Annotated in this window: 16 protein-coding genes and 1 tRNA gene; 11 read left to right on the forward strand and 6 right to left on the reverse strand. The window is 52.3% G+C overall.

Features of this window, described 5'->3' with window-relative positions; all coding sequences use genetic code 11:
• Positions 1 to 4 precede the first annotated feature (4 nt).
• From EUZ85_RS10555 to pyrF, 4 genes are all read left to right on the forward strand, one after another.
• On the forward strand, positions 5 to 301 hold the full coding sequence (locus tag EUZ85_RS10555) for an integration host factor subunit beta (protein WP_011398732.1): 297 nt from the start codon (positions 5 to 7) through the stop codon (positions 299 to 301).
• A 110-nt stretch (positions 302 to 411) separates the two neighbouring features.
• Complete coding sequence (locus EUZ85_RS10560; RefSeq protein WP_127969261.1) at positions 412 to 696, forward strand: lipopolysaccharide assembly protein LapA domain-containing protein; 285 nt, start codon at positions 412 to 414, stop codon at positions 694 to 696.
• A gap of 6 nt (positions 697 to 702) precedes the next feature.
• The gene (gene lapB, locus EUZ85_RS10565) at positions 703 to 1863 is read left to right on the forward strand and encodes a lipopolysaccharide assembly protein LapB (protein ID WP_127969262.1); all 1161 of its coding nucleotides are present in this window, start codon (positions 703 to 705) and stop codon (positions 1861 to 1863) included.
• 59 nt (positions 1864 to 1922) lie between these two features.
• A complete protein-coding gene (pyrF, locus tag EUZ85_RS10570; RefSeq protein WP_127969263.1) occupies positions 1923 to 2624 on the forward strand; it encodes an orotidine-5'-phosphate decarboxylase in 702 nt (233 codons plus the stop codon).
• Positions 2625 to 2743: 119 nt separating this feature from the next.
• On the opposite strand, the gene EUZ85_RS10575 is transcribed toward pyrF, so the two are convergent.
• Both EUZ85_RS10575 and EUZ85_RS10580 read right to left on the reverse strand, forming a co-directional pair.
• Positions 2744 to 2819: transfer RNA gene (locus tag EUZ85_RS10575), tRNA-Asn, on the reverse strand.
• A gap of 144 nt (positions 2820 to 2963) precedes the next feature.
• Entirely contained in the window at positions 2964 to 4148 is a 1185-nt protein-coding gene (locus tag EUZ85_RS10580; RefSeq protein WP_127969264.1) for a pyridoxal phosphate-dependent aminotransferase, read from the reverse strand.
• Between the two features lie 133 nt (positions 4149 to 4281).
• Between EUZ85_RS10580 and uvrB the strand changes: the two genes are divergently transcribed.
• The 4 genes from uvrB (at position 4282) to EUZ85_RS10600 (ending at position 9553) form a co-directional block, all read left to right on the forward strand.
• Entirely contained in the window at positions 4282 to 6294 is a 2013-nt protein-coding gene (uvrB, locus tag EUZ85_RS10585) for an excinuclease ABC subunit UvrB (protein ID WP_127969265.1), read from the forward strand.
• An 11-nt stretch (positions 6295 to 6305) separates the two neighbouring features.
• The gene (rmuC, locus tag EUZ85_RS10590) at positions 6306 to 7829 is read left to right on the forward strand and encodes a DNA recombination protein RmuC (RefSeq protein WP_127969266.1); all 1524 of its coding nucleotides are present in this window, start codon (positions 6306 to 6308) and stop codon (positions 7827 to 7829) included.
• Positions 7826 to 8584 (forward strand): sulfite exporter TauE/SafE family protein, encoded by a 759-nt coding sequence (locus EUZ85_RS10595; protein WP_127969267.1) that lies wholly within the window; start codon positions 7826 to 7828, stop codon positions 8582 to 8584. The genes rmuC and EUZ85_RS10595 overlap by 4 nt, the downstream gene beginning before the upstream one ends.
• Before the next feature lie 141 nt (positions 8585 to 8725).
• Positions 8726 to 9553 (forward strand): DUF4126 family protein, encoded by an 828-nt coding sequence (locus EUZ85_RS10600; protein ID WP_127969268.1) that lies wholly within the window; start codon positions 8726 to 8728, stop codon positions 9551 to 9553.
• Between the two features lie 35 nt (positions 9554 to 9588).
• Here EUZ85_RS10600 and EUZ85_RS10605 read toward each other — a convergent pair whose 3' ends face one another.
• Complete coding sequence (locus EUZ85_RS10605) at positions 9589 to 10740, reverse strand: cation diffusion facilitator family transporter (RefSeq protein WP_127969269.1); 1152 nt, start codon at positions 10738 to 10740, stop codon at positions 9589 to 9591.
• Positions 10741 to 10921: 181 nt separating this feature from the next.
• Here EUZ85_RS10605 and EUZ85_RS10610 point away from each other — a divergent pair, with 181 nt between their 5' ends.
• Complete coding sequence (locus EUZ85_RS10610; RefSeq protein ID WP_127969270.1) at positions 10922 to 11191, forward strand: PilZ domain-containing protein; 270 nt, start codon at positions 10922 to 10924, stop codon at positions 11189 to 11191.
• 619 nt (positions 11192 to 11810) lie between these two features.
• Positions 11811 to 12836 carry a quinone-dependent dihydroorotate dehydrogenase gene (locus EUZ85_RS10615; RefSeq protein WP_127969271.1) on the forward strand — a complete coding sequence of 342 codons (1026 nt, stop codon included), beginning with the start codon at positions 11811 to 11813 and terminating at the stop codon, positions 12834 to 12836.
• A gap of 80 nt (positions 12837 to 12916) precedes the next feature.
• Here the strand turns inward: EUZ85_RS10615 and rmf are convergent, their stop codons facing one another.
• Positions 12917 to 13126 (reverse strand): ribosome modulation factor, encoded by a 210-nt coding sequence (gene rmf, locus EUZ85_RS10620; RefSeq protein WP_011398719.1) that lies wholly within the window; start codon positions 13124 to 13126, stop codon positions 12917 to 12919.
• A 296-nt stretch (positions 13127 to 13422) separates the two neighbouring features.
• Here rmf and rlmKL point away from each other — a divergent pair, with 296 nt between their 5' ends.
• On the forward strand, positions 13423 to 15576 hold the full coding sequence (gene rlmKL / locus EUZ85_RS10625; RefSeq protein ID WP_127969272.1) for a bifunctional 23S rRNA (guanine(2069)-N(7))-methyltransferase RlmK/23S rRNA (guanine(2445)-N(2))-methyltransferase RlmL: 2154 nt from the start codon (positions 13423 to 13425) through the stop codon (positions 15574 to 15576).
• A gap of 23 nt (positions 15577 to 15599) precedes the next feature.
• Here rlmKL and EUZ85_RS10630 read toward each other — a convergent pair whose 3' ends face one another.
• On the reverse strand, positions 15600 to 16190 hold the full coding sequence (locus EUZ85_RS10630) for a porin family protein (RefSeq protein WP_127969273.1): 591 nt from the start codon (positions 16188 to 16190) through the stop codon (positions 15600 to 15602).
• 126 nt (positions 16191 to 16316) lie between these two features.
• A complete protein-coding gene (locus tag EUZ85_RS10635; protein WP_127969274.1) occupies positions 16317 to 16886 on the reverse strand; it encodes a hypothetical protein in 570 nt (189 codons plus the stop codon).
• Positions 16887 to 16929: the final 43 nt, after the last annotated feature.

Here is a 16929-nt window from a genome sequence, read left to right on the forward strand (position 1 = left end):
TTCTATGACCAAATCAGAGTTAGTCGAGATTATTGCGCAAAAACAACCACAACTTTCGATAAAAGACGTTGAGCTCGCGGTTAAAACGATCATAGAGTACATGTCACAATCTCTGTCCCAGGGGCAGCGCATAGAAATACGGGGATTCGGCAGTTTCAGTCTCCACTATCGCGCACCACGGGTAGGGCGTAATCCCAAAACAGGTGAGACTGTCCATCTTCCTGCGAAGTATGTGCCGCACTTCAAGCCTGGTAAGGAATTGAGAGATGAGGTTAACGCAAGTCTCAAAGCCGGATATTAATCGCCGGCGTCAAACCGCTAATTAATTGTAAGTGCACGTTTTTCTATGCCTGACATCAAAACCAGGTATGGTAAGATAGTGCACCCAATTAGACCGGTTCGGGTGCGCTAATGTCCAAGCTGAAAAAAATCTTTTTGCTATGTCTTGTCATCTTAATGGTGATAGTTGGTGTAGTATTTGTGTTGCTTAACAATTCCAAGTTGGAGCTAGACCTATTCTTCTACCACACGGGGCCTGTGAACGTTTCGATTTTGATCGGTTTGGCGTTTGCCGTAGGGTTTCTATTAGGGATGGCGGTAACTAGCTTGACCGTTCTAAAGTTGAGAATTTTTGGTAAAAAAGGGCGTGATCGCGCTATAAAGTCATCTACGCAGGTTGTCGCCAGCAAATCATAAGGGCTTATGGAATACCTTGGCCAATTGTTGTTAATTGCCGTCGCAATAGGCATTGGTTGGCTGATCTGTTTTATTCAGGGGCGAGTTGGTCAGACTGCCAGAGCCATCAAGCGGGGCGGTGAATATCCAAAATCCTTACAATATCTTTTTGAGGCGTATGATGCGCCGACTCTGGATTCTTTTATCCAGGAGTTGGAGATAAATCAGCATACGGTTCAGCTTCATCTCTCAATCGCCAATTTCTTTCGTCGCAAAGGCGAAATCGAAAAAGCGACGGCGATCCACCAGAATCTTCTTTCGCATCCAGACGCAAGAATCAAACACGGCGAGCAGCTTACTTATGAGTTAGCACAGGACTATATGTTTGTTGGTTTGTACGACAGGGCTGAAGCTCTTTTCATAGAGCTGGCGGCGTCACGGCAGTGGCGGAAGCTGAGTACTGAGTGTCTTCTTGAAATCTATGAGCACGAAAAGGAATGGGGGGTTGCGCGTGAGCGCGCTTTGACGCTGGACGTTAAGCGGGATCGAGACGTGCAGGTGCGGCTGGCTCAATACTGTTGTGAGATGGCTGAGCGCAGTATGCGGCGTAAGGAATATTCAGACGCAACGCGCCATCTTCGAGAGGCGCTGATGTACGACAAGTTTTGCGCTCGAGCAAGTATTCAAGTGGCCCAGGTTTGTGTCGCCACGGAGCAGTATCCTGAAGCGCTGGCGGAATTGAAGCGTATTGAGCAGCAGAATCCAATGTTTCTCTCGGAAGTCGTTGGGCTGGTGAAAGAGATATGCGAAAAGCTTAATGAGCGGGAGCGACTGCTGAAGATACTCCAAAGAATGTGGGAGCTGCAGCCGTCAGCGAAAGTAATGATTGCGCTGTCCGGCGCTCTCAACGAAAACGAGAATACGGAAGAGGCGATAGAGTTTCTTTTAGGGCAGTTAAATGCTCACCCTACTCTTGGTGGTGTGAAAGCGTTGTTGGTGTTGTTGGTTCCTTATGCGGACCCTGAGCCCAAGCGTTGGATTATGATTGTGAAAGGGGTGCTGGAGACGCTTTTGGAGAAGAATCACTCCTATTTATGTGAAAGTTGTGGCTTTTCGGGGCGTCATTTGCACTGGCAGTGTCCCAGTTGCAAAAAATGGGGAGTGGTGAAGCCGTTGCCTTGGGTGTAGGTTTGGTGCGGCTAGTGGTGGGGTAATGGTAACGAGTGACGTGAGAGAAAGGTGAGACGATGGTAAGTGGACCAAGAGTCGTGGTGGCTTTGGACTTTTCTGATAGAAAGCAGCTTGATGAGTTTGTCGCCAAGCTTGATCCAGGTTTATGTCGGCTTAAGGTTGGCAAAGAGCTGTTTACAACATTTGGGCCCGCTATAGTTGAGCAGTTGCAGGCGCGGGGTTTTGAGGTGTTTTTAGACCTTAAGTTTCATGATATTCCCAATACGACGGCGCAGGCGGTGAAAGCGGCGGCTGGTTTGGGGGTATGGATGGTGAATGTGCATGCGTCCGGTGGTAGAAGAATGATGGAGACGTGTCGCGAGGTGTTGGAGCAAGAATCGCATGCACCGTTGCTGATTGCTGTTACGATGCTCACCAGCTTGAGTGATGACGAGGTCGTCGAGATAGGGTTTCCCTGCTCAGCTCAAGAGATGGTCGGCAGGCTTGCGGCCTTGGCGCAAAGTAGTGGAATGGATGGCGTGGTATGTTCTGCTCAAGAGGCTCCATTGTTGCGTCGTACGCACGGCGAGGAATTTTGCTTGGTGACGCCGGGTATCAGGCCTGCGGCGGCGGCGGCGGATGATCAGACGCGAATTGTTACTCCGGCTCAGGCGATTACTGATGGAAGCTCATATTTGGTCGTGGGAAGACCTATTACCCGGGCGTTAAATCCTCTGGATGCATTGCAGCAGATCGTCAAAGAGGTTGAGTCGGTCTGATTGTTAGGTTATCTGTTGGTGGGTGAGGGAGGCGTTCTTCTCGTCGACCGATGGGGTGTATAAAAAGAGGGCTTAATTCAGGCAATAAAAAAGGCTGGTAAAACCAGCCTTTTTAAATTTGGCTCCCCGAGCTGGACTCGAACCAGCGACCCAATGATTAACAGTCATTTGCTCTACCAACTGAGCTATCAGGGAATGAAACCGTTAGTGGCGCGTATAATAATGACCTTTAATTTAAAGGTCAACACTTCGGAAGTGGTTTTTCTTTAGTGTTTTCAGCAAATAAAAAGCCCGCTGAACAGCAGGCTTTTTAACGCTTTTGAAGACTGTCTGAAACGTTTATTTGATCGCTTTCGCGATACGCTCCATGGCCTGTTCCAGATTTTGCATGCTGGTGGCGAAGGAGATTCGCAAATGTCCAGGCGCGCCAAAAGCGGAGCCTGGAACCAGGGCGACGCCAGCTTCGGTCAGCAGATACTCCGCCAGGTCCAGGTCGTTATAGATATTTTCCATACGATCGATCACGCCTTGGAACCCTGGGAATGCATAAAAGGTCCCGTCCACGGGCAGGCAAGTTACACCGGGCATGTCGTTAAACGCTTTAACGACAAAGTCGTGGCGTTTCTTGAACTCTTTTACCATTTCTCCAATGCACTCCTGTGGGCCGTTCAGCGCGGCGGCTGCGGCGGCTTGGGAGATGGAGCAGGGGTTGGACGTGCTTTGCGACTGAATTTTTTTCATGGCCGCAATCGCTTTGGCGGGGCCTGCCGCGTAACCGATGCGCCAGCCGGTCATGGAGTAAGCTTTGGATACGCCATTGAGGACAAAAGTGCGGTCGTAAAGGTCTGGGCATACACTTAAAATATTGACGAAATCTTCGCCAGTCCACAGCGTATGCTCGTACATATCGTCAGTCGCTACCATCACAGAAGGATGTTTGCGCAGCACTTCGCCCAAAGCGGACAGTTCTTCTTTGCTATAGGCCATGCCGGTTGGGTTGGAAGGGCTGTTCAGTACTACCAGACGGGTTTTGCTGGTAACTGCGGCGTCCAACTGCTCAGCAGTGATTTTGAATCGCGTTGCTTCGGTGGTCTCAATGATGACCGGTTTGCCGTCCGCGACAATAACCATGTCGGGGTAAGACACCCAGTAAGGCGCGGGGATAATGACTTCGTCACCTTCATCCAGGAGCGCCAGAGCTAGATTGAAAAAGCTTTGCTTGCCCCCGCTGGAGACCAAAATCTGGTTGGCTTCGTAATTCAGGTTATTATCGCGTTGGAATTTGCTGATAATCGCGTTCTTTAGTGCAGGGGTTCCATCGACTGCGGTATATTTGGTCTGGCCCGCGTTAATCGCGGCGATAGCGGCGTCCTTAATATGCTGGGGGGTATCAAAATCAGGTTCTCCGGCGCCTAAACCAATAATATCTTTCCCGGCGGCTTTGAGTTCCGCCGCGCGGTTGGTGACAGCCAGAGTGGGAGAGGGTTTGATTGCTTGAACACGGCGTGAGAGATCGATTTCCAACGGAGTAATTCCTCGATTTTGGTGGTTAAGCTTGGTAAGTTGGCCAATGGCTTGAATTAAGGCGAACGGCGCGCCCAATCAATGGCCAAACGGTATAATTCTACAATGTCGTCGATTCATACGTAAGTGAGTAATGCAAAAGTTTCAGCTTAAAGCGAATTATCAGCCGGCGGGCGATCAACCCGGCGCCATCGCCGGATTAGTAGATGGACTGCGCGACGGTCTGCTGCACCAGACATTGCTGGGGGTTACCGGCTCAGGGAAAACGTTCACCATGGCCAATGTCATTGCGGAAATGCAGCGTCCCGCTATGGTGATGGCTCACAACAAAACCCTGGCGGCGCAGTTGTATGGGGAATTCAAAGAGTTTTTCCCAGATAGCGCAGTGGAATACTTTGTCTCTTACTATGATTACTATCAGCCGGAAGCCTATGTGCCGTCTTCCGACACTTATATCGAAAAAGACTCTTCCATTAACGACCACATTGAGCAAATGCGTCTGTCGGCGACCAAAGCGCTGATGGAGCGTAAAGATGTGGTGATCGTCGCCACTGTCTCCGCAATCTATGGTTTGGGCGATCCGCAGTCCTATAAAAAGATGATGTTGCACCTGGATCGGGGCGACAAAGTCGATCAGCGATCTTTGTTGCGTCGGCTGGCGGAATTGCAGTACACCCGCAACGACCTGGAGTTGCACCGGGCTAACTACCGGGTGAGGGGGGATGTCATTGATGTGTTTCCTGCGGAATCCGAATCGGACGCGCTGCGTATTGAGCTGTTTGACGACGAAATTGAATCGCTGTCCTGGTTTGATCCTTTAACGGGAGAGGTGTACCGGCGAGTGCCGCGGGCGACTATCTATCCGAAAACTCACTATGCCACGCCGCGCCAGGTCATACTGGATGCGACGGATCAAATAAAGACGGAGCTGCAGGAGCGTTTGCAGCAGTTTCGCGGTTCCAGCAAGCTGCTGGAAGCCCAGCGGTTGGAAGAGCGCACCAAATATGATCTGGAGATGATGTTCGAGCTGGGATACTGCAACGGCATTGAGAACTACTCTCGATATCTGTCCGGTCGTCAGGCGGGTGAGCCGCCGCCTACCTTATTTGATTACCTGCCTTCCGACGCCCTGCTATTTATAGATGAATCTCACGTGACGATTCCGCAGATCGGCGCTATGTATCGCGGCGACCGTTCCCGGAAGGAAACGTTGGTGTCCTATGGATTCCGACTGCCCTCTGCGCTGGATAATCGTCCTTTACGCTTTGACGAGTGGGAGCGCCTGGCTCCGCAAATGATTTTTGTCTCAGCAACGCCTGGTAACTATGAAGCCGATCATCAAGGGCAAGTGGTGGAGCAGGTCGTGCGCCCCACGGGCTTGGTTGACCCGGAAATAGAAGTATTGCCGGCATCCACTCAGGTTGATGATTTATTGGGGCAGATTCACGAACGCGTGGCCCGTGACGAGCGTGTGCTGGTGACCACGCTGACCAAGAGAATGGCGGAAGATTTAACGGACTTCCTGTTGGACAAAGGCATTCGTGTGCGTTACCTGCACTCGGATGTGGAAACCGTAGAGCGGGTCGAGATTATTCGCGACTTGCGACTGGGCGAGTTTGACGTGCTGGTGGGCATCAACTTGCTGCGTGAAGGTTTGGATATGCCGGAGGTTTCCCTGGTCGCCATTTTGGATGCGGACAAAGAGGGCTTCCTGCGTTCGGACCGTTCGTTGATTCAGACTATCGGCCGGGCGGCGCGGAACGTACGCGGCAAAGCGATCTTATATGCGGACAAAATCACGGGCTCCATGCAGCGAGCGATGGATGAAACCGAGCGTCGGCGTAATAAACAGATCAGCTATAACGAAGAGCATGGCGTTGTTCCACGCGGGTTGGACAAAAAAGTCGCTGACATTATGGAAGGGGCGCGCGTTCCCGGTTCCAAGAAAGGCGCTTCACAGCGCAGAGTGGCGGAAACGGCCTCTTCTTATAATGTGGAGACCGAAGCGAGAACGCCGCAGGAATACGCGAAAATGATACAGAAGCTGGAAACCGCTATGTACGAAGCCGCCCGTAATCTGGAGTTTGAGAAAGCCGCGCAGTTGCGGGATCAACTCAAAGAACTGAAAGAAAAAGGCCTGCAATAAAAGAAGAAGTAATGGCGTTATTACAATTATATTGGCCCTACCTGATGGCGGGGGGGATAGGGCTTGCTCTCGCGTTGCTTGCGTTGATGGGGATGATGAGACAGCGCCGTCAGCGGAGAGAACTTGAGCTGCGCAATGCTCAAATAATGGAAAAACTCCTGGCTCGTGAAGATGAAGTGACGCGTCTTCAGGATGCGTGTGCGGAAAAAACGCAACGCTGTGAGTCCCTGCAGCGGGAAGTTGGTTTGCTACAACAAAGTAACGCTGCGGTGAAAGCGCGGATGGAGTCTATCCATGAACGTTATGTTAGTGCGGAGGCGGCGGCCAGAGACAAAGACGCGGATTTATCTGAGTTAACGCAAGCGCTTAGCGCCGCGCAGAGTGAGCTGGCGTCTTTGAAAACCGCAGCAGCGAAGGAACAGTTGCATCATCAGGAGAAGCTGAAATTATTGGAAGCGTCACGTGAGGCGCTGACGCAGGAATTTCAACTGTTAGCGAATCGCATCTTCGAGAGTAGCACGCAGAAACTGTCCGAGTTCAGCCAGAACAATCTGAAGACCATTCTTGACCCCTTGAATACGCAGTTGAATGACTTCCGTAAGAAAGTGGAAGACGTATACGACAAGGAAGCGCAGCAGCGTTTCTCATTATCTGCGGAAATCAAAAAGCTACAAACGCTGAACGAACGTATCAGTGACGACGCCATCAAGCTGACCAATGCGCTGAAAGGCGACAATAAAGCCGCGGGGACCTGGGGAGAAGTCATTCTGGAGCGCATCCTGGAGCGTTCCGGGCTGGTGAAAGGGCGCGAGTACGAAGTGCAGAGCGCACAACGAAATGAGGCTGGGCGCCGTATTCAACCGGATGTGATTATTCGTCTGCCAGAGAACAAAAACGTCGTCGTCGACTCGAAAGTCAGTCTGGTGGCCTATGAGCAATATCATAACGCTGCGGACGACAGCGCCCGCATGGACTACCTGAAACAGCATGTATTGTCTGTGCGACAACATATTAAGGGATTGAGTGGTAAGCGCTATCAAGACGCTTTGGGTCTGAACTCATTGGATTTTGTACTGCTGTTTATCCCAATCGAAGGCGCCTTTGCGGCGGCGGTGCAGGGAGATCAAAGCCTGTTCAATGAAGCATTTCAACAGAATGTGGTGATTGTCTCTCCTTCGACGCTTCTCGCTACTTTGCGCACCATTCACAATATCTGGCGCTATGAGCACCAGTCTCAAAATGCGCAGGAAATCGCGCGGCAGGCTGGTTATCTGTACGACAAGTTCGTCAATTTCGTACAGGATCTGGAGGAAGTTGGCCAGCGCTTGCAGCAGACACAAGGCGCCTATGACACCGCCATGGGGCGCTTGGCTACTGGGCGAGGCAACTTGATTACCCGGGTGGAGAAACTGAAGCAGTTGGGCGCGCGCGCCGGTAAGCAATTGAGTGAATCTACGCTGCAGCGGGCGCAAATGTCGGAGGAGGGCGACTCCCGAACGGCGTCTCTCTCACTGGGTGACGGCGCTGGTTTATGACGGAATGGTTTGCGGGCCTTTCCGGGCTCGAAGTCGCAACGCTGTTAGGGTGCAGTTTCCTGGGTTCGATGTTGACTGCAGCGCTCGGTGTTGGCGGCGGCGCTTTTCTGATCGCAGTGATGGCGGATATTGTGCCGCCGTTAGCTCTGATTCCTTTGCATGGTATTGTGCAAATGGGCTCCAACGTTAGCCGGGCGGCCTTAACCCGCAAGCACATTCAGCCGCGTACGATAGCTTTCTTTTTAAGCGGCGCCCTTATTGCCGCGCTCGCTGCTGTCTGGCTATTGGGGCGCGTCGACCCCTTGTGGATTCCCCCGCTGGTGGCGCTATTCATCATCTGGCTGTGTTGGGGGCCTATTCCTGAGCTGGGACTGGGGAAAACTAAAATAGGTCTGTTCTGCGGCGGTTTATTGACGACACTGGCCACAATGATCGTTGGCGCAACTGGTCCCCTTGTGTCGGCTTGGCTTGGGCGTAGTGGCGTTGACCGCTGGACTTACACCGCTAACTTCTCCAGTTGTATGACGGCGCAACATTTGTTGAAAATTATGGTGTTCGGGGTGGCTGGGTTTGTGTTCACCCCCTGGCTTCCTTTGTTGGGTTTAATGGTGCTGGCGGGGTTTCTAGGCACTAAAGTCGGCTTGAAAATTCTCGGTAAACTGCCCGAAGCGCGTTTTAAATCACTGTTCAAATGGGTGCTGACGTTGTTGGCGCTGCGTTTGTTGTGGCTATGGTGGCGAGGATTCTCCGCCTGAAATGCTGAACCTTGAAGATGAATTCAGTCAGGGTTCAGGTAAGAAAGGATGTAATAGCGATAGTAATGACAAATCCGCCTGTAGCGCTGACGATGCGCCCCAGGTGGGAGATGAATAACCCAGAGTGGTTGAGGTGGTTTAATGGAAACCTATGATAGTTTGGTCTCCACAATTGCATTAATGATGGGCGTGTCCTGGGCCAGCGGCGTGAACCTGTATGCCGCAGTGCTGATGCTGGGGCTGGGCGGCGCCACCGGACATATCGATTTGCCGCCGGATTTGCAGACTCTGCAGGATCCGCTGGTGATCGCAGCTGCCGGATTTATGTACTGTGTGGAGTTCTTCGCGGACAAAACCCCTGGCGTGGACAGTGGTTGGGATGCGCTGCATACCTTTATACGCATCCCTGCCGGCGCGGTGCTGGCGGCGGGAGCAGTGGGGGATATTTCACCAGCGTTGCAGATCGCGGCTGGACTGGTCGGCGCGTCGATGGCGGCGACGTCTCACGCCACAAAGGCAGGTACGCGCCTTGCGATCAATACTTCACCTGAGCCTTTTACTAACTGGGCGGCTTCTATTGGCGAGGACATCATGGTTCTGGCCGGTCTGTGGGCGGCGTTGAATCACCCGTTTGTTTTCCTTGTGTTATTGGGCTTATTTATTGCGCTGGCGATTTGGTTGCTGCCGAAATTATGGCGATTCCTGAAGCTGGTGTTGCGCAAGATTGGCGGTTTTCTGGGACTGGTGGATAAAGAGAAGGAGCCTTCTCCTTCTGTGGGGAGTTACCAATTTGGTTCATTTTCCACGGCTTCCGGCCCTTCTACACCCAGCGATGCTGACTTTACGACGCCAAATCCTGCGATTGAGGATAATCTCAGCCGGATTAAAAAGCTGAAGGAGTTATTGGATGCTGGAGCGCTCACGCAGGAAGAGTTTGAGGCGGAGAAAAAGCGCATACTTGGACCATAGCCAATAACTAAAGGGAAGCGCCGTGGGCATACCGTTCAGGGCGCTTCTCTCCAGACTTTGATCTCGCCCAGCCAAGCCAGATCGGCGGTACTTTCCCGCATGCTTTTTACTATCTCCCGGGAAAGATGGTCCTCGTTTTCTGTAATCATTACTTCCACATGCACTTGGCCATTGATGTAGTGCAAAATCAGCCGCTTGATTGAGTCTTCGGGCGTCAGGTCGCGCCAGCGTTGTCGCAGGATCTCTGTCACATCTTGGCGTAGCGGCAATAGCGGCGAGCCGGCCCGTTTTTTGCCGTCAGTGTCGTTCTCTGTGTCTATGTGGTAGGTGATGTCGCTGATATGCTCAAACTTCTCTTGAATCTTTCTCGCGACATGCACGCCAATATAGTGCCCCTCAGAGACGCTTAGCGCTGAGTCCACTTGTAAGTGCAGGTCAATAACAATGTCCGGTCCCACATAACGTCCGCGCAGATCATGCACGCCGCGAACGCCTTCCACTGACAGCGCAAGTTCCCGAAGAGCGCGGACCTGTTCCTCTGGAAGCGCGGTTTCCACCAGCTCTTTGACGCTTTTGCCCGCCAGCTCAATGCCAATCTTGCCGACGAGGATCGCCACAATAATCGCCGCCACCGCATCGAGCCAGGGGAAACCGGCAATAACGCCGAGTAATGCGACCAGAACGACAACCGAGGAAAGGGCGTCGCTGCGTGAATGCCAGGCGTTGGCGATAATCAGGTCGGAACGTAGTTTCTTGCCGATATCCAGCGTGTAGCGATAGATCCATTCTTTACCGGCGATAGACAGGGCTGCCGCCAGTAGCGCTGGCCATCCAGGAGCGACTTGGGCGTCTTGCTCCCACAGGCGCAGAATGCTGTCATAAGCCATGGCCCCGGCGACGGCGATAAGCATGGAGCCCAGCACCACCGTGCCCAGCGTTTCGAATTTTCCGTGACCGTAGGGATGCTCTCGATCGGGCTTCTGGTGGGAGTAGCGAGTGATGACAATCACCAGGATATCCGTTCCCGCATCAGTGAAAGAGTGGATACCGTCCGCCACAAGCGCGTGAGACTGTGCGATGACCCCGACTATGATTTTCAACAACCCCAGCGCAATATCCAGAATCATTCCAATCAAGGTGACGCGATGGGCGGCGCGAGTCTTTTCGGCGGGGGTAGAGTATGTCATGCTGCTGTTTTACAAAGCTTTATCGTGAGAGCGATGAAGAATTGTAGCATGTTCCAACTATCCTGCGCAGGAGACGGTGGTTACGTGGGATGGGGCTGAGGATAATAGTTGAACCAGAGGCTTTAAGTTTTTTATACTGGTCAAAAAATAACCATAATAAATAGCGGAAAAGGTGCATACTATGAGTTCCCACACAGAAAGGCGTCGTTTTGAACGACTACCCGCGTCGATGAGCGTTCTGCTTGATCACCCTGTGACAGGGCTCCACGAGTTGAAAACAGTAGATCTTTCCGAAGGCGGCGTATTGGTGACCGGTGACTTTACCGGTAATGCCGAGGTCGGAGATCTGGTTTCATTGAAAGTCGTTGGCTTGTTGCAGGAACGCAGTCCGACTGTCCCGTTGAAAGTGGTGCGCTGCGGCGCTAATGAAATGGCTTTGAACTTTGTTTGATGCCCGCCATTGCATTTATCGGTTAAACCCACGTTAAACATTTTCAGTTGAGACACAAAGGGGAGCGACAGCTCCCTTTTTTGTTGTTCTGACGGCTGTGGATAACTCGTCATGCTCTATAAATGAATGACTTACATATAAATCTGTGGAAATCCCGGCGAACTTTCCCGTATTTCGCGCCAAACCTAAGCGGCGATTTCGGTAGATTTGAGTATCCTATTCCGGTGCAAAAAATGACGCTATTCCCGGATTCGGGGAACCAGGGTTAATAAGTGGTTGAAATTTAAGCGCAAAAAATAGCTGGTTAAAAAGTGATCAAATCGCTGGGAGAGCTGGAATTTCGTGGGGTCTGAGATTTTTCCCTACCGATATTAACAAAGTTATCCACAGATTTAGTGGATAAATTACAGTTCTGTCACAGATATCCCCAACATGTAGTGACTAGTGGTCAAAAACAGTGCAAAACGCGATGTGAAGTTACTTTTCGTGAGAAGCAGGAGCCGATAGGCGTCGCGCGGGTAATGGGAAATAAACCTTTTAATGCGATTCTGGTTGGTTATAATACCGCGCCTGAAGTTCACCCCTCTTTTAAACTGTTCTACAGCAGTGGAATAGCCTTATGTCATATCAGTTAGCCCGACAGTTTCTGTTTCGCCTTCCAGCGGAAGCCTCCCATAATATTTCCCTGAAAATGCTTAAGATGGCTGATAACGCCGGCATGTTGGGAATGTTTATGCCCCAAATGTATTCCCGGCCGGTCGAGTTGATGGGAATTACCTTCCCCAACGCGGTGGGGCTGGCGGCGGGATTGGATAAAAACGGCGATTACATCGATGGCCTGAGTAAGCTGGGCTTTGGCTTTATCGAAGTCGGCACAGTGACTCCCAAGCCTCAGGACGGAAATCCGCTGCCGCGGCTATTTCGCCTGGAGGAACGCAACGCAATTATTAACCGCATGGGATTCAACAATTATGGCGTTGATTACATGGCGGAGCGCTTGCGCAAGAAAAAATACGACGGGGTGATCGGCGTTAATGTCGGAAAGAACAAAGACACTCCCGCCGAGGAAGCTGCTTCGGACTATATCACCTGCATCAATAAGGTGTATCCCTATGCTTCCTATATCACGATCAACATCTCTTCGCCTAATACCCCTGGATTGCGCGCACTCCAGTTCGGCGACTCCTTGCGCAGCATGTTGCAGGATATCAAGGACTGTCAGGAGCGTTTGAGTCAGCAGCATGGGCGCTATGTGCCTTTTGTCGTAAAAATCGCGCCTGACATGTCTGACGACGAGGTGCATATGGTTGCGCGCACCCTGTTGGACTACAACATGGACGGCGCCATCGCCACGAACACCACTTTGTCGCGCGAGGGCGTTGAGAGTCTGGCTCATGGAAAAGAGCAAGGCGGCCTGAGCGGCGCGCCGCTGACCAAGCGATCCACTCATGTGGTGAAAGAGTTGTGCGCGGCGCTGGAAGGGCGGATTCCTGTCATCGCATCCGGTGGAGTGATGAGCGCCCAGGATGCGGTGGAAAAAGTACGTGCTGGCGCCAAACTGGTGCAGGTGTATAGCGGCCTTATCTATCGAGGGCCGGTGCTCGTGCGGGAAGCGGCTGAAGCGATTGGCGGTCTGGAGGGCTAACCCCTCAATGAAAAGGCCCGCGATGCGGGCCTAAATGGGGTTGGGTGAACCCCTCCTTTATGAATGAGTGTCTAGGTGAATCAGGACGCTATGCCAGGGCTTCTATGTATCCCTGATACGCCGGTGTAACCATCCCAATGGTCCGCTCGGCCGTCGCGCCAGCCGTTAATCCACTCTTGACGCATTTGAGGATTGGCGGCGGGACATAAATCTTTTGACCGGCCGCTTACGCCGGCACGGTAACCCTTGAGGTACGCTCTTTCGAACATATCGCGCTTCTGTCTTCTCATTCTTTAATGACCTCACCAATTTCTGGGTTAGACAGGAATTCAAACAGATAAACTTTTGAATCGGAATTTGGACTAGAAAGCATCTCCTTATCGTCTGATCGTGTACGAGGGATATATATCAGAGTAATAGCGCTACACTTTCAAGTTAAGCCAAATTTAATTTCGATGTACACGAATTATTTCATCTATGTGACGGTTTTTTTATAGTTTTGTGGAATTAAATACGGTTAAGCGCTTGATCGCCTTAGAACCGTCTTTAACCCTTGATATGCAACGATTTGTAACGGCGTAGGAATATGAATGAATTTTCATTGTTTGCGAGCTGCCCCAAAGGACTGGAGTATGTGCTTGCAGACGAATTAAAGACTCTGGGCGCGGAAGTGCTTAAAACCAATCCCGCTGGCGTTGAGGCGAAGGCGGATCTTGCCGGGGTTTACCGAATTTGCCTGGGCTCCCGTCTCGCCAACCGAGTACTGCGATTATTGCAGTCCACCCGCACAGCCACGCGGGATGGTCTGTATCAGGCTGCTTCTGAAGTGAATTGGAGCGAGCATCTGCGTCCGGGAGAAAGCTATTGGATCGCGGCGTTCGGCTCCAGCGGCGATATCCGGCACTCGCGCTTTGGCGCGCAGGTGGTCAAAGACGCCATTAATGACCATTTTCGCGACCGTGATCTGGAGCTGCCGGTTATCGACAAGCAGTCCGGCGTACAGACCGTACAGTTGAATCTGGCGAAGACTATCACGCTAGGTCTGGATTTGGCGGGAAGAAGTCTGCATCAGCGCGGATATCGACAAGAGGGTGCGGCGGCTCCATTAAAAGAGAATTTGGCGGCGGCCATACTTTATCGCGCCGGCTGGCCGGAGTTGTGTGGAGAGGATGGATGCTTCGTTGATCCCATGTGCGGTTCCGGCACTTTGGTGGTGGAGGCGGCGATGATCGCAATGAATGTTGCGCCGGGGCTGCTGAACCCGCATTTTCTGTTTGAAAAAGCGCCCTGGCATGATCCGGAAGTCTGGCGTGGAGTCTACGAAGAGGCGATGGAGAAGGCGGTGCTGGGCAAGCGACGCTGGCGCGGCGCCATCTTTGGCTGCGACTTGAATCCCGCCGCTATCCGCACAGCCAAGCGCAATCTGTCTCGCGCCGGACTTGATCGCTGGGTGAAGCTGGAAACGTCCAGCGCCATGGACTTCACTCCAGATACGGAAGGATGTGGGCAGCGCTTACTGGTGTGCAACCCTCCCTATGGTGAACGTTTGGGGCAGGAGTTGGAGCTGCGCTCGCTGTACCGGGCGCTGGGACGGAGGCTGAAAACCGCATACGGTGAATGGAAAGCGGGTATTTTTACTTCCAGCGTCAACTTGGCGAAAGAAATCGGTCTGCGGGCGGACAAGCAATACCATCTTTACAACGGACCTCTGGCCACAACGCTTTATTTGTTCGATGTTTACGGTAACCGGCCAGAAGTGGAAGCGCCGCGTAAGCCGCAGAACGCCTCTCTTGAAGGTATCTCCGAGCAGGCGCAAATGTTCCGCAATCGACTGAGTAAGAACTTGGCGAAGTGGAGCAAATGGGCGAAGAAGCAGCAGCTTAGCGCTTATCGGATCTATGATGCGGATATGCCTGAGTATGCTGTCGCCATTGACTGGTATGACGGTGGAATCATCGTGCAGGAATATGCGCCGCCGAAATCAGTGGATGAAGAAAAAGCGCGGCAACGCCTGCTGGATGTGTTGGAAGTAACCCCTGCGGTGCTGGGAATCGACGGCGGGCAACTGTTCCTCAAGCAGCGTAAAAAACAAAAAGGCATGCTGCAGTATGAGAAAACGGATTCCAGTCGCAAGGAGCGTACAGTAGAAGAGCATGGTTGCCGGTTCTGGGTGAACCTGTCTGATTACCTGGACTCAGGGCTTTTCCTTGATCATCGTCCAACCCGCTATTGGATTCAAAAGCATAGTTCGGGTAAGCGCTTTTTGAATCTGTTCTGTTACACCGGAGCGGCGTCCGTCCATGCGGCGGCGGGCGGCGCTGCGACCACCACCAGTGTGGATATGTCGCAAACCTACCTGAGTTGGGCGGAGCGCAACTTCCACCTCAATAAGCTGAGTGGTCCCCATCGTTTTGTGCGCGCCAACGTGCTGGAGTGGCTGAAAGCCGAACGCAATACATATGATCTGATATTCCTTGATCCCCCTACATTCTCCAACTCCAAGAAAATGGAGGATGTATTGGACGTCCAGCGGGATCATGCCGGGCTGATTGAAGATTGCATGCGCTTGCTGGCGCCGGGAGGGGTGTTGATCTTTTCCTGCAACTATCGACGTTTCAAGCTGGATTCAGGCATTGAAGAGCGTTTTGCGGTGGAAAATCATACCGCCGCCAGCATTCCTGAAGACTTCAAGCGCAACGAACGGATTCACCAGTGCTGGCATATCCGTCATAGCGCTTGAGCGTGTGACGCTTGGCGCCGGGCCTAGAACTCGTATTTCAGGCCGGCGCTGAGCTGCATGGTGCGGATCGCCGTTTCCGTATCGCGGTGAATGCGGCCAAACTCCAGGACGCCCCACAGATCGCCAGTGACCTTGATTTCCGTTCCTAACGCGTAGCTGACGCTGAAGCTGCTTTCGGTGAGGTCTTCTGGGATGCTTTGATATGTGTCCGGATCATCTTTGGAGACCTTGCCTTTCATATGAGTGAATCCGAACAGAGCGTATACGGACAGATAGTTCGTAGCTGGGTACTGCGCGCCCATATACCAGCTGGCGAAATAATCCATGCCGATATCCAGCCCCGGTTTTGCTTCTTCCTCATCCAGTCCCATGCCGGCGCGAAACTCGGTTTTGACGTAGTCGGTAAGATAGGAGCCATAGGTTAGCGTGACGCCTGTCGTGCTGGCGCTGCTGCTGCCGTCGACTCGTTTGAAATCGAACTGGGTGGCGCTCAGCCCGACATAAGATTTGCCTTCTTTTTCTCCCTCCGCACGGCTGCCGGGACTGGCCAGCAAAACCGCCAATACGGTGAGAACGGTTGTGATCGAACGCGGATGACGAATGCGGCGCTTCATTATTTTTTGCTTTCCATGTGTTGTTTTTATCGGTGCGGCATGCGGCCAGAGTGGAGGCGCAATAGCTCGGGATTGTGACTTAAGCGGTCAACGCAGTCACGGAAAAGCGTCACAAATCAATTTGCTTTAGAGTTCGCCGATGTCCTGCATCTTGGTTTGGATGACCCGGCGCAGCTCGCTTTTTTCGAATTCGCTGGCGCGATGGAGTAGAGGCAGGCGCAGGCGATGCAGGTGCAGACAGGGGATTTGGTCCTGGAAAGGCTTCAGGTCGCCTTTGACCAGGATGGGCAGGAAAGGGTCGGACTCCGTACGCATTTTATTAAGCACTTCCAGCGCTTTGCGCATAGCGATGGGCTTTGCCGGCGCTTCCGGGTCTTTGGGCTGTATCAGCATGAACATCCCTTTCTGTTTGATCAGTTCGCCGGGAATAATATGAAAGCCGGTGCGGGTGACGGCCTCTTCTTCAATATGGTTGAACGTGTCGTGAAAGGCGTAAGGATCGGGCAATATGACCAGATTACGGTTATAGTCTTCAGGGAAGTGCATGCTGTAATTGGTATAGATTTGCCGTACGGAGCCTGAGAAGACGCATAGTTTGTTCTCAAACTTCAAGACGAACTCCTGGGCTTTGCTGCGATCGGCGAGCAAGTCCAGGTCCCAGATCAGATCTGAGTTCACGTTGTTCGATATTTCCATGTGGGCGCGTTTAATTGGCTGATACGTCTGATTAAAGCGTGAA

The organism is Hahella sp. KA22 (genome assembly GCF_004135205.1).
In the GTDB taxonomy this organism is placed as follows: domain Bacteria; phylum Pseudomonadota; class Gammaproteobacteria; order Pseudomonadales; family Oleiphilaceae; genus Hahella.

Bases quoted from the DNA above. Each gene is read 5' to 3' on its own strand.
- EUZ85_RS10555 (WP_011398732.1), top strand. From the start codon at position 5: ATGACCAAATCAGAGTTAGTCGAGATTATTGCGCAAAAACAACCACAA.
- EUZ85_RS10560 (WP_127969261.1), top strand. From the start codon at position 412: ATGTCCAAGCTGAAAAAAATCTTTTTGCTATGTCTTGTCATCTTAATG.
- lapB (WP_127969262.1), top strand. From the start codon at position 703: ATGGAATACCTTGGCCAATTGTTGTTAATTGCCGTCGCAATAGGCATT.
- pyrF (WP_127969263.1), top strand. From the start codon at position 1,923: ATGGTAAGTGGACCAAGAGTCGTGGTGGCTTTGGACTTTTCTGATAGA.
- uvrB (WP_127969265.1), top strand. From the start codon at position 4,282: ATGCAAAAGTTTCAGCTTAAAGCGAATTATCAGCCGGCGGGCGATCAA.
- rmuC (WP_127969266.1), top strand. From the start codon at position 6,306: ATGGCGTTATTACAATTATATTGGCCCTACCTGATGGCGGGGGGGATA.
- EUZ85_RS10595 (WP_127969267.1), top strand. From the start codon at position 7,826: ATGACGGAATGGTTTGCGGGCCTTTCCGGGCTCGAAGTCGCAACGCTG.
- EUZ85_RS10600 (WP_127969268.1), top strand. From the start codon at position 8,726: ATGGAAACCTATGATAGTTTGGTCTCCACAATTGCATTAATGATGGGC.
- EUZ85_RS10605 (WP_127969269.1), bottom strand. From the start codon at position 10,740: ATGACATACTCTACCCCCGCCGAAAAGACTCGCGCCGCCCATCGCGTC.
- EUZ85_RS10610 (WP_127969270.1), top strand. From the start codon at position 10,922: ATGAGTTCCCACACAGAAAGGCGTCGTTTTGAACGACTACCCGCGTCG.
- EUZ85_RS10615 (WP_127969271.1), top strand. From the start codon at position 11,811: ATGTCATATCAGTTAGCCCGACAGTTTCTGTTTCGCCTTCCAGCGGAA.
- rmf (WP_011398719.1), bottom strand. From the start codon at position 13,126: ATGAGAAGACAGAAGCGCGATATGTTCGAAAGAGCGTACCTCAAGGGT.
- rlmKL (WP_127969272.1), top strand. From the start codon at position 13,423: ATGAATGAATTTTCATTGTTTGCGAGCTGCCCCAAAGGACTGGAGTAT.
- EUZ85_RS10630 (WP_127969273.1), bottom strand. From the start codon at position 16,190: ATGAAGCGCCGCATTCGTCATCCGCGTTCGATCACAACCGTTCTCACC.
- EUZ85_RS10635 (WP_127969274.1), bottom strand. From the start codon at position 16,886: ATGGAAATATCGAACAACGTGAACTCAGATCTGATCTGGGACCTGGAC.